This is a genomic window from Pseudarthrobacter sp. 902506025 (assembly GCF_040702325.1).
In the GTDB taxonomy this organism is placed as follows: Bacteria; Actinomycetota; Actinomycetes; order Actinomycetales; family Micrococcaceae; genus Arthrobacter.
Genome location: NZ_JBFBKW010000021.1, coordinates 1 through 12743, shown reverse-complemented (window position 1 = coordinate 12743; position 12743 = coordinate 1). Strand labels below are relative to the sequence as shown.

The 12743-nt window shown below is 62.8% G+C and carries 5 protein-coding genes; 3 read left to right on the top strand and 2 right to left on the bottom strand.

Annotation, left to right across the window (positions count from 1 at the left end):
- Positions 1 to 205: 205 nt before the first annotated feature.
- Positions 206 to 775, top strand: a complete 570-nt coding sequence (locus AB0280_RS21440; RefSeq protein WP_307493456.1) for a hypothetical protein — start codon at positions 206 to 208, stop codon at positions 773 to 775.
- The gene (locus AB0280_RS21435; protein WP_307493458.1) at positions 772 to 3675 is read left to right on the top strand and encodes an ATP-binding cassette domain-containing protein; all 2904 of its coding nucleotides are present in this window, start codon (positions 772 to 774) and stop codon (positions 3673 to 3675) included. The genes AB0280_RS21440 and AB0280_RS21435 overlap by 4 nt, the downstream gene beginning before the upstream one ends.
- Here AB0280_RS21435 and metH read toward each other — a convergent pair.
- Positions 3665 to 7309: a methionine synthase gene (gene metH, locus AB0280_RS21430; protein ID WP_307493460.1), complete on the bottom strand. Its 3645-nt coding sequence runs from the start codon at positions 7307 to 7309 to the stop codon at positions 3665 to 3667. The genes AB0280_RS21435 and metH overlap by 11 nt on opposite strands.
- Positions 7310 to 7937: 628 nt before the next feature.
- Here metH and AB0280_RS21425 point away from each other — a divergent pair.
- Entirely contained in the window at positions 7938 to 8510 is a 573-nt protein-coding gene (locus tag AB0280_RS21425) for an NAD-dependent epimerase/dehydratase family protein (RefSeq protein WP_307493462.1), read from the top strand.
- A 415-nt stretch (positions 8511 to 8925) separates the two neighbouring features.
- On the opposite strand, the gene AB0280_RS21420 is transcribed toward AB0280_RS21425, so the two are convergent.
- Positions 8926 to 12465, bottom strand: a complete 3540-nt coding sequence (locus AB0280_RS21420; protein WP_366368687.1) for an NACHT domain-containing protein — start codon at positions 12463 to 12465, stop codon at positions 8926 to 8928.
- Positions 12466 to 12743: the final 278 nt, after the last annotated feature.

The following is a 12743-nucleotide window of genomic DNA, read 5'->3' as shown; positions in this document are numbered from 1 at the left end:
TACTTCCTCCGCCCGACAGCTTCCTCCGTTGAAGACGACACGGTCGTTGCAACTCCCAAAAATTCTGGGTGTTGCAACGACCGCTAGAACCCGCCAGTGCCGCCGTCGGCCCTTTTGCGTTGGTTGGGACGGCGGGCGGCGAGGGCCCGCGTCACACAACGGAACGGCCATCCGCTCCGGAGCGCCAACGCCCTACCCTTGACAGGTGACATTGACTAAACTCCGCACCGCGTCCGTGGGCTCCCTCGCCGCCGCAGGCCTCCTGCTTACCCTCGCCGCCTGTTCCACGCCGGCCTCCACCCAGCCAAGCTCCCCGGCCCCTGCCTCATCTGCAGCGGCTTCGTCGAGCGCCAGCGCCGCTTCAACCTCCGCCGGCCCCTGCGCCGGTGTGAAGGTCATCGTCGATTCGGGCGCCCTGAAGCAGTCCGCCGCCGACACCTCCGCCTGCGTGTCCGTGGACGGACCCACCGTGGCATCGGCCGTTCTGAGCAAAGCCGACGTGAAGGTTGAGGGCACCGCCAAGTACCCCACGAGCTTCGCGTGCCGCGTCAACGGAGTGCCCGCCGCGGACTTCGACATCAAGCACAAGGGTGGCACCACCCGTGAAGCGTGCGATGACAAAAACACTGTCTCGTACTGGGCGCTCTGGGTGAAGCCCGCCGCCGGCACGTGGGCTTACGCGCAGGAAGGCCTGGACAGCCTGAAGCTCAACCCCGGCGAGAGCCTTGAACTGCTCTACACGGTGGACAACGAACCGGCAGCACCCGCGTCATGACCTTCCGGCCCGCGCCGTTGCGCGCAGCGGCGGTTCTCGCTGCTGTGTTCATCGCGGCGCGGGTCGCCTACCGGGCCCTTTTCAACGGAGCCGCCACCGGTACCCCGGTCCTGCTGGACCTTCCGCCGCTGAGGCTCCCCGCCCCGTACGCCCACGTGGTGTTTCTGGGCCCGATCACGGCCCCGGGGCTCTGGGCGGCGGTGCTGTCCGCGCTGCCGATCGCCGCAACGATCCTCGGCTTCGGCCTGCTCAATGCCTGGGTGGATGTGTCCCGTGGCTTCGTCCGCCTGGCCCGCGGTGGCCCCATGCAGGGCGTGGCCCGGATGCTGGTGGTGGCCTGGGCCGCGCTCCCCGCGCTTGCCGACGCCGTGGCCTCCGTCCGCCTGGCCTTCCGGCTCCGCGGCGAACGCTTAGGCCCCCGGGCCCTGGTGCCCGTCCTCGAGCGCACCCTGGAGCATGCCGGCCGGGTGGCTGCGGCCCTGGAGCTGCGCGGCTTCGGCAGCCGGGCAACCCGCCAAGGACATCACGACGGCGGCGGCCCGCTTCTGGTGCGCGACGCACAGTTCCGCATCGCTGACACGCGCATCAAGGTTGATTCGTTTGCACCGCAGGCCGGGTCCGTCGCGGTGATCACCGGGCCCACAGGCTCCGGCAAGTCCACCATCCTGCGGGGCCTCGCGGGCCTCCTATCCCATGTGGACGGCGGCCAGCTGTCCGGCACGGTGCGGATTGCCGGGACGGGCCGCGCTGGCGCCCCGCCACGCGATACCGCGGGCGTGGTGGGCGTCGTCCTCCAGAATCCGCGCGCCGCCTTCGCCACCACCCGCGTCCGGGATGACATCGCCCTGGCCCTCGAACTCCGTGGCGTGCCCTCCGCCGCCGCGAAGGCCCGGGTGCTGGAGGTGGCGGAACGGATTGGGGTCTCCGCGCTGCTGGACCGGGACGTCAGCACCCTCTCGGCAGGTGAGGCAACGCTCGTGGCCATCGCCGCCGCCGTCGTGGACCAGCCCCGGCTGCTGCTGGTGGACGAGCCCCTGGCCGACCTCGACGCGAACGCCCGCGGCCGCGTCATCACCGTGCTCAGCGCCCTGGCCAACGACGGCGTGTGCGTCATCGTGGCCGAACACCGGGCGGCGGCGCTGGTTCCGGTGGCTGACTCCTGGTGGACCATCGAGGGCGGCGCGCTGGTGCCGGGCACCGCTCCCTCCCCCTCAGCTCCGGCCGTTGCCCGGACACTGCCCGTTCCGGATCACGGCCGCGCCCCCGTGCTGACGGCAACCCACCTCGAGGTGCAACGGAAGGGCACGCCGCTGGTCCGCGACGCCTCCCTGGCCCTGCACCGCGGCGAGATCGTGGCGTTGGTGGGGCCGAACGGAGCCGGAAAGTCGTCCCTGCTGGTGGCGCTGGCCCTCGGCGAAGGTACGGGCGCTGAGGGAACGCGCCGCTTGGAAATGGACGACGGCGGCAGGGTCGCCCTGGTGCCGGACGCCTCGGACGACCTCTTCACCAGGGACACGGTCGCGGGCGAACTGCGATCCGCGGAGCGCCGGCTCTCGCGCCGAAAGAACGGCACAACGGTTGTTGCCGGTACCGCGGCGGCCCGCCTTGCGCGGCTGCGGGGAGGCGTCCATATGCCGATCGGCAACCAGCATCCGCGGGACCTCTCCGCCGGCGAGCGCAGGATCCTGGCCATTGCCCTGCAGACCATGGATAGCCCGGATGTGCTGCTGATTGATGAGCCCACGCGCGGGCTCGATCCTGCCGCACGCGCAGCAGTGGCGGCTGCCCTGCGCACGGCGGCAGAGGACGGCGCCGCGGTCCTGATTGCCACGCACGACCTCGACTTCGCCCACGGCCTGGGCGCCCGGATCCTGCCGATGCGGAACGGCGTGGCACCATCCCTGGAACCTGCCCCTGTCCCGGAACCGTACGTCCCGGCACCCAGTGTCCAAACATCCGGGCCCGCACTTGCCGGAGCGCAGTCGGGGACGTCAGCCGCTGAACGGGCAGACGTACCGGACGCCAGGAAGCCCCACCGGGTCCGGATGCCGCGGAGCGCCGAGCTTGCTGTCCTGGCCCTGGCCAACCTGGCCGCCCTCGCGGCGTTCTGCTGGCCCCTGCTGGCCGCGGCCCTCCCGCAGGATGCTGCGGCGGCAACCCCCTACATTGCCTTGGCCATCGCACCCGTGGCCGCGGTCGCCGTCGTGCTTTCCCTGGACGGTTCCGTCCGCTCGGCACACACCGTGGCGCTGCTGGGGGTGCTGGCTGCCGTCGGTTCCGCCGTGCGGGTGGCGAGCACCGGCGTCGGCGGCGTGGAGGCGGTGTTTATCCTGCTGATCCTGGCGGGGCGTGCTTTCGGCGCCCGGTTCGGCCTGCTGCTCGGTGCCGCGACGATTGCCGTCTCCAGTGCACTGTGGGGCGGGATCGGGCCGTGGACGCCGTTCCAGGTTTTCGCCTGCGCGTGGGTGGGCGCCGGGGCCGGGCTGCTCCCCCGGCGGGTGCGCGGCAGGGCCGAACTGTGGATGCTGGCGGCCTACGGCGTGGTGTCGTCGTATGTGTTTGGGCTGCTGCTGAACCTGTGGTTCTGGCCGTTCGCGGTGGGCGGCGGCACCGGCATCTCCTACGTTCCGGGCGCGCCGCTGGGCACCAACCTCAGCAGCTTCCTGCTGTATTCGCTGTTGACGTCGACGGCGGGCTGGGACACCCTGCGCGCCGTCACCACGGTGATCGGCATCGCCGTGGTGGGCCGGGCAGTGCTCGCGTCGCTGCGGCGGGTGAAGCCGGTGTCCGGCGGGGTTCCGGGTCCCGGCGGGCAGGGCTCACAGGCCCAACCCGGGCAGGGCAGCTCCACTCACACCCCGGCCGCCCACTCCAGGAAGCGGCGCCAGCTCACACCTTGAAGTACTTGGCCTCCGGGTGGTGGAACACGAACGCGTCGGTGGACTGTTCCGGGTGCAGCATGAGCTCGTCGCTCAGGATGACGCCCATGCGTTCGGGCTTCAGCAGCTCGGTGACCTTGCGGCGGTCCTCCATGTCCGGGCAGGCGGGGTAGCCCAGCGAGAAACGGGCGCCGCGGTAGTCCAGCTTGAAATACCCTGCCGTGTCCTTGGGCTCCTCAGCGGCGAAGCCGAGCTCCTTGCGGATGCGGGCGTGCCAGAACTCGGCCAGCGCCTCGGTGAGCTGCATGACCAGGCCGTTGAGCTCGTAGTAGTCGCGGTACTGGTTGGCCGCGAACATCTTGGAGGTGAACTCTTCGATCTTGGAGCCGGCGGTGACCAGCTGCACGGGCAGCACGTCGATCTGGCCGGACTCGCGGGACTTCACGAAGTCAGCCAGGCACAGGTGCCGGTCGCGGCGCTGGCGCGGGAAATCGAACCGCAGGCGGTCGGTGCCGATCGGGCCGCCTGAACCACCGTCGGGGGCGAGCAGACCTGCCTTGCCCAGTAAGCCGTCGGGATCTTCGCCGTGGTGCAGCACCACCACCTGTTCGCCCTCGGAGACCACGGGGAAGTAGCCGTAGGCCACGGAAGCGTCCAGCATGCCTTCGCCCAGGATGCGGTCCAGCCAGTAGCGCAGGCGCGGGCGGCCTTCACGTTCCACGAGTTCCTCGTAGGAGGCACCGTCCTCGCCGCGGCCGGGCTTGAGGCCCCACTGGCCCATGAAGGTGGCGCGCTCGTCGAGGAACGCGGAGTAGTCGTGCAGCGAGACGCCACGGACAATGCGGGTGCCCCAGAACGGCGGGGCGGGCACGGGGTTGTCGGTGGCGACGTCGGACCGGCCCGGCATGGCTTCGGGCTCGGTGATGGTGAACTTTGCCCCGCCCTTGTGGATGCGCTTCTTCAGCGGCGGCAGGCCGACGTCGTCCGGGGACGCGCCGCGGGCCACCTTCACCAGGGGCTCCATGAGGGCGAGGCCTTCGAAGGCGTCCTTGGCGTAGCGGACCACGCCGTCGAACTGCTCGGCCAGGTCCTGCTCCACGTAGGCGCGGGTGAGGGCGGCGCCGCCCAGGATGACCGGCCACTTCTTGGCGAGACCGCGGGACTGCAGCTCGGCGAGGTTTTCCTTCATCACCACCGTGGACTTCACCAGCAGCCCGGACATTCCGATCACGTCGGCGTTGTGCTCCTCGGCGGCGGCCATGATCTCCGCGATGCCCTGTTTGATGCCGATGTTGACCACTTTGTAGCCGTTGTTGGTGAGGATGATGTCCACCAGGTTCTTGCCGATGTCGTGCACGTCGCCGCGGACGGTGGCGATCACCATGGTGCCCTTGCCGGAGGAGTCTGACTTCTCCATGTGCGGCTCGAGCAGGGCCACGGCGTTCTTCATGACCTCGGCGGACTGCAGCACGAACGGCAGCTGCATTTCGCCGGCGCCGAACCGTTCGCCCACCACCTTCATGCCCTCGAGCAGGTGGTCGTTGATGATGCCCAGCGGGGTCATGCCCTCGCTGCGGGCCAGGTCCAGGTCCGCTTCGAGGCCCTTGCCTTCGCCGTCGATGATGCGCCGTTCCAGGCGGGCGCCGGTGGGCAGTGCGGCGAGTTCGGCGGCGCGCTGGTCCTTGAGCGCTGCGGTGTCGACGCCGGCGAACATGTCGAGCATGCGGGCGAGGGGATCGTAGGTGGTGTTGCCGTCGGCGTCGTATTCGCGGCGGTCCCAGACCAGGTCCAGGGCCACCTTGCGCTGCTCCTCCGGGAGGGAGGCGAGCGGGACGATCTTGGCGGCGTCGATGATGCCGCTGGTCAGGCCTGCCTGGACGGCTTCGTGCAGGAACACGGAGTTCAGGACGATGCGGGCTGCCGGGTTCAGGCCGAAGGAGACGTTGGAGACGCCGAGGGTGGTGTTGATGCCCGGGTACTTCGTGGTGATCTGGCGGATGGCCTCGATGGTTTCGATGCCGTCGCGGCGGGTTTCCTCCTGGCCGGTGGCGACGGGGAAGGTGAGGCAGTCGACGATGATGTCCTCGACGCGCATGCCCCACTCGCCGACCAGGGAGTCGACCAGGCGGGAGGCGATGGCCACCTTGCCCTCGGTGGTGCGGGCCTGGCCCTCTTCGTTGATGGTCAGGGCGATGACGGCGGTGCCGTGTTCCTTGACCAGCGGCATGATGCGGGCGAAGCGGCTGTTGGGGCCGTCGCCGTCCTCGTAGTTGACCGAGTTGACCACGGGGCGCCCGCCGATGAGTTCCAGGCCGGCTTTAAGGACGGGAGGTTCGGTGGAGTCGATGACCAGCGGGAGGGTGGAGGCGGAGGCGAACCGGGAGACGATCTCCTTGACGTCGGCCACGCCGTCGCGGCCGACGTAGTCGACGCAGACGTCCAGCAGGTGGGCGCCGACGCGGATCTGTTCGCGGGCGATGTCCACGCAGTCGTCCCAGCGCTCTTCGAGCATCGCCTGGCGGAAGGCCTTGGAACCGTTGGCGTTGGTGCGCTCACCGATGGCCAGGTAGGCGGACTCCTGGTCGAAGTTCACGTGCTGGTAGAGGGAGGCGACGCCGGCCTCGCGCTCTTCGGGGATTCTCGCCGGAGCGTTGTCTGCCTTCGTCTCCACGGCTTTGGTGCGGAAGGGCGCAAGACGTTCGACGACGGCGGCCATGTGTTCCGGCGTCGTACCGCAGCAGCCGCCCACCAGGCCCAGGCCGAATTCACGGACGAACTGTTCGTGCGCGGTGGCGAGTTCGGCGGGGGTGAGCGGGTAGTGCGCGCCGTTGGCGCCGAGGACGGGCAGGCCGGCGTTGGGCATGCAGGCGATGGCGACGGAGGACTGCTTGGAGAGGTGGCGGAGGTGCTCGCTCATCTCGTCCGGGCCGGTGGCGCAGTTAAGGCCGATGGCGTCGACGCCGAGCGGTTCCAGGGCGGTGAGCGCGGCGCCGATTTCGGACCCCATGAGCATGGTGCCGGTGGTCTCGACCGTCACCTCGACGAAGATGGGCAGGCGGACTCCCTTGGAGACGATGGCCTGCTTGCAGCCGTTGACCGCGGCCTTGGTCTGCAGGAGATCCTGGCTTGTTTCGATGAGGAACGCGTCCGCGCCGCCGTCGATGAGGCCCTCGGCCTGGAGTGCGAAGGTCTGCTTGAGCCAGTCGTAGCTGGTGTGGCCCAGGCTGGGGAGCTTGGTTCCGGGGCCCATGGAGCCGAGGACCCAGCGCATGCGGCCGTCTGTTTCTTCTGCCGCTTCAGCGCGTTCGCGGGCGATCCTGGCACCCTTGCGGGCGAGCTCTTCGATGCGGTCATCGATGCCGTAGTCGGAGAGGTTGGACCAGTTTGCGCCGAAGGTGTTGGTTTCCACGGCGTCGATGCCGGTGGCGAAGTAGGCGTCGTGGATGTCCGCGATGACATCCGGGCGGGTGTCGTTGAGGATCTCGTTGCAGCCCTCCAGGTTCTGGAAGTCCGTGTCCAGCTGGAGGTCCCGGCCCTGGAGCATGGTGCCCATGGCGCCGTCGGCGATGACCACCCGGTGGTTCACGGCGTCCAGGAGCGCCTGGGAACGGGCGGGACGGGGGACGGACTCGATGTCCAGTGCGAAACGAGGCATTTAAACAGGTTACGGGCGGGGGCGCCTGCGTTGCGCTGTGTGTCAGTGTGCTACGGCGGGGGCGCCTGCGTTGCGCTGTGTGTCAGTGTGCTACGGCGGGGGCGCCGGTCTGTCGATAAATGGGAACCTCCACTGAGGGCCGAAACAAAGATAGTGGGAAGCTCCAAGGACGTCCTCACCCCCTCGTTCTCCCGCGTATCTTCGAGCTAGCCTGTGCGCCGTGGGGACGTGGGCTGATTGCTACTGGGCTGCTCCGGGTTTTCAATTACCTGGGTTACACACGATGCTACTGGCAAGCGGAATCTTCAATATCGAACTAGTCGTGTTTCTCGAGGACGCTAGATCGTCCGACTGAGCACACCCCAACCTGACGTCCAAGAGTAACTCGAGAGACGTCAGGATCAGGTTCAAAGCTCACTTTCCTGACGCCATCGGCGAGTAGCCTTAGATTCCAACTTGACGGATAGTAGTTCGCATCGTTTATATACTGAGTCCGAAGCTCTGGATCGAGTCGCATGTCCGGTTGGTTGATTAGCTGTCCCTACTGAGAGATGGGCTGACACAAGGAGTGACACTCCTAAACTGATCTTCGATGCTCCTTCAAGACGGGAAGAGTTAGGGGGCTGCGATGGCGATAGTAGTTGTCGGGGCTGCTTCTGGCATTGGCCTTTCTCTCCTAGTCTCCTTGCGTGAGCTGGGAGTTGAAGTGTTTGCACTGGATACGAAGCCCGCCCCAAAGCGGGTAGGGCCGACTACTACGTGGATCCAATGCGACCTGACTCAGGCGAAAAGCTTGATCCGTGCCGACAGCCTTATACGAGCCAAGATAGACGGGCTGGCTCTCATTGCTGGAGTCGCCGAGCGGCGCTGGCCAGGAGAGGCTCTGAGGATCAACTACCAAGGTCACCGATTCTTAACCGAGATGCTTTTAGCCAAGATGGGCGTAGGAAGTTCGGTTCTCAGTGTGTCGTCCATATCAGCTAGCGGCAATATGATTCCGAAGGAAAGGCTCAAGACGCTCCTTAAATCAGTCAGTGCGAACTCCATCGAGGAGTTGGTTGGCACTTTTGAACTGTCACCATGGGATGAATATAGGCTCTCGAAGAAACTCCTAGCTGACTGGACGCTTCAACTGGCCGCGGAGCAGACCCAAATGTGGTGGCTATCCGAATGGTCACGTAAGCGGTTATCACTCAGCTGACCTAACTTCCGAGGCAACAGGTAAAACTTCGGTGTGAGGCTGATATGTGCTTCAAGCACTCTCAGGCTCGGTTGCCGACTTCGGAGATGTTCCCGGTGGAAATCCGAAGACTGGGTGAGCGCTGTATTGCGCTCACTCCTGCGCTGGCTTAACAAGCGCAACAATGGCAAGCTCCGCTTAAGGCAAAAGATGAAGTAGGGGAAGCTGCAAACGAGTGATGAGGGCTATCGTCGCAGTTCGTAAGGATCTATTTCTCCAGGAACCGCGAAGAGCCGGTAACCACCAACCTAAAAAATCTTCACGTATTCACGATTGTAACCAACATCAAAACTCAGTACAGCTAGTCTCAGCGTGGGAGAAGTCCGTTGGACTTAAGGTGCTTCCACACCAAGCGACGTACACTGGAGTAGCTAGCTCAGTCTGGAACGAGAAACCAGTCCTGTTTTTCCGCTACATCTTTCAGGGGCGTCATCTTAGTTTTTTTACTCAATGCTGTGTCGGCGCAGACTAACGCCCAAATTGGATAGAGATTTGGTTCGGAGGCTACATATTCAGCCATATGTTGCTCTTCGGTTACTGGAGCTTCTTTGTCTCGAACGGCCCAATAGGCCCGCACAAAGGCCTCTAACAGGAAAGTTTTGCCCCGAATCGTCTTCAGGGCATCCGTACCAAATCCAAGCGCGCCCAACGGGCACAGCGGAAGCATTAGAGTCGCCAAGCTTGGAGACAGATTTGCTGCAGTTGCAGCCAGGTAAGGCGAGACAACAACCTTTGTTCTCGCGATATCCCTTATGGCGAACAGGATCCGTCGAAGTTCGAAATCACTGAGCGAGTCGACTAGCGGCGCTGCATCGTCAAGCAACTCCTCAAGAACCGAGGCATCAGCACAGGATATAAGGCCCAAGATCCACGTGTTGGTATCCAGCGGATCCTCAAGACACTTGATGGACTCCCGCCACCACGTTACCGACTTCCTGTTCCGAATAATCTCTCCAAGTAGAGCGCTCGATGCCCTATCCAGCCCGAAAGCTGTTCGAGGAACCTCGCCAACGTGTGATGCGATTCCTAGCGTCAGAAACTCGAGAGAAGCTGCTGAAATAACCACACGATTGCTGAGCCAATTAGCGCCTACTTCTTCTTCGATAGCACTGCCGAGTTGACTCCACATGAGAGTGGTCCCCCGTCGGCCCGCGGTAATCTGAAGCACATCATGGATCTTGCTGCCCAAGCCATCCATACTCTTCAGACGACTTAGAGCACTGGACTGTAGCGGGAAACGTACTGGTCGTTGCTCAATATCTAAAGGTTCCGCTGAATTTGCCTCATCTGCAGATCTACCACGGGAGTACAAAAAGAAGGGATCGCAGACTGCGCCCAATAACGCTGCCAAAGATGTGCCTCGAGGCCTAAAAGATGATCCAGAGGTTATCAAATCTAAATAGACTTTGGACAGTGGCGAATCCTTTTCCGCGTTAACTCCAGCATTTAGAAGTAGTAGGGCTCCGCTCGGCACAGAGTTAGCGAGGAGCTGCGCCTGGTCTGCCGAGATTACTCGAGCAAGGTTAAGCGGTCCGATAAGTGCAAGCCAGGCCGCTTTGGACTTATCGTCCGTCGCAGCCGAAAACTTGTCAGTCCACCAAATGAGCATTTCCCGAGCGCTGGACGGAGAGATCTCACGGAGGACTCGGGCTAATCTGTCCGCCGACGGATGCTGCGCACTGCTGGAAATACTTGAGCGGAGAAGATCATCTATCGCCTTCGCGCTTGCAATTCCGTATTCGGAGCCCGTCCGGGGCCTTGATCGCAGACGTGCGGCACTCTCGATCACACCAACAGCATCGAATGCACCCTCAACGATTCGCCGCCTGGGGCGGACCGCAGAATCAAAAATGCCGTCTTGGAGCAGTATTTTGGCAACCAACCTGCTCCAGAAAGGGCGAGGCGCTGATTCGAAAAGATCCTCAATTTTGTCTGCAACCGTGGAGATCATGCCGTCATCAAACATGCCAGCCATAAATCTCGTGACATTTAGCCAGTAAGGCCGGTGCATAAGTGCGAGCATACGATCGAATCGATCGACTCCATCGCCATGGGTTGTAGCAGGAGCTGTCGCAAAAAGGTGTTTGGCCGCGAAGTACTCGCGGATAGGCTGGACTTCAAACTCAAAGTATTCACCTGTTCGACTCGAGAGCACCCACACTCTTTGAGTTACAGCAGTAAACAAAGCTGTTGCCAAAGATGGATCTACGTCTAAATCAGCTAATCGATGCTTAACCAGGCGAATGAGCTGCGGGCGCGTTGCTCGACCTGTTCCCCCGTCACTTTCTGCGTCTGCGTGCAGGTACCAGCCGATGTATGCGGTCACCCGTTCGACGGTGTGCCGATGTTTCTTGACCACATCGTTCTTCGAAGTTTCCCTATCCAGGAAAAGCTCCATATAACTGGCGTAAAGGGCAGTGCGGTTCGTGGGAACCGACTCCCCTCGCCTGTAAATCAGGAACAAAAGGATGGCCAGTTGCATCGGATTCGTCGCCAGCTCACTGACGTGAGGTTCAGCGGACCGCGCCTTAAAGACACGACGAACGTCAGCTGCGTCCTGGGTGTTTAAATTTTGGCTTGAAATCCACCTCTCTAGATAGGTGTTACGAAGGGCATCAGTCAGAGGGGACAACTCGAAGTAGGAAAACTTGTCACTGCGAGGTTCCGCCGCACTTGCATAACTAGGTCGCGAGGTAACAACGATCCGCGTTGAGCCTCGGTACGACGTTGCTCGTTCTTGAAAGGCATGAATCTCATCGACGACGTTCTGGCGCCCGGTGACCTCGGCCACCTCATCCAAACCGTCAAAGGCCACAAAACTGGGCAACCAGTCTAGGAGGAAGAGTACATCTTCCGTTGACACTTCCGTGCCGCCGCTGTCTTGCTGCATCATCCGCGCAATAAATGATTCAACACTGGTGGGTGCCCCAGCATCTCGACGCAGTCCGCTGCCTTCGCCGGAGAACGGGTCATAGCCAGCTACCCATCGCCCATAAATCCGAAGGTCCAGCCGATACGGAATCCGCGGCATATCCCTCAACGGTTGCTGGCCAATTGCCTCGAGGGGGTCGTCACCAGAACTTAGGAAAATCGAACGATGAATTTGACAGACGAACTGTACGAGTGTTGATTTACCTTGCCCGGGGGCTCCTAGTACCACCGTGGCATTATGGCGGTTCGGCGCCGTAAGTAAGCCTACTCCGGTTCCAATCTCTGCGTTTCCCACACGATCTTCAAAGCTGCGGCCCATCGCCGCGATCGGAACGTCAATGAATAGATTGTTTAGCGATACGCCATCAAGTTCCCCGTGTTTGAACTTGACTTCGCTGTCTTGACCCCGCTGATGGGCGGCTACAGATCGAAGAACCAGCGTCAACCGGTTCTTCTTTTCAACTAGGAAGTTTGTTTGATTGATCCACCGGATAATGTCCGCCCCTACCAGCATGTCAGGATAGGCGAACTTCAGCTCCTGCGGTGCCGAATCGACAGCACGACTAACCTCGTTCCGCCACCATGCCCTCATTTTGAGGCCGAGTCTTTTCCCTTCGGCAAGCAGGTGCGCGTTGAGTCGGTCAATTCGTCCTGAATCCTCGTGAGCTGTTCCGGGGACGTTAGTGACAAGGAGCCATTCTAGAGTCCCACGACCCTGCATCCTGCGAAGATTAGCCTCTTCGGCCTTGATGATGTCTTTCAGCCACTTAACAGGGTCGCGTTCTTCCCTTTGATCTCGTACCCACTTCACCTGATACGAAAAAACCTTGACCCCAGTCGAATCCTGAAGTTCGAAGGCATCGTGCCCACCATCAGGCTGCCGAATGGGGGGGACCGTGAGATCTGGATGAAGATGCAGAAGAAGAGCTTGGACCATATGTTGGAAGCCATCGTCACCGAGATCCTCGAACCGGTACTCAGCCAAGTCCCCCCCATTTCATTTTTACCAATGCCAAACTTCAGACTAGTACGTTCGGTACTCTGTGAGCTCGAAAACGTCACGACTGCAGATTCGGCGCGTTGGAACACTCGAGCAAGTGCCAGATGCGGGAGCATCAAGCAATGGAAATGCTTGCCGCAGTTACGGACGTTCTCAAAACCGTTGCACTGGGGACTGCCCCTGCTTCTGTTGACTCGGGGTCTTAGGCCGCAGTGAGCGCGGTCCGGTTGATTGTTTCATATTCGACGGGCGTGAGTTTTCCC

Bases quoted from the DNA above. Each gene is read 5' to 3' on its own strand.
- metH (WP_307493460.1), bottom strand. From the start codon at position 7,309: ATGCCTCGTTTCGCACTGGACATCGAGTCCGTCCCCCGTCCCGCCCGT.
- AB0280_RS21435 (WP_307493458.1), top strand. From the start codon at position 772: ATGACCTTCCGGCCCGCGCCGTTGCGCGCAGCGGCGGTTCTCGCTGCT.
- AB0280_RS21425 (WP_307493462.1), top strand. From the start codon at position 7,938: ATGGCGATAGTAGTTGTCGGGGCTGCTTCTGGCATTGGCCTTTCTCTC.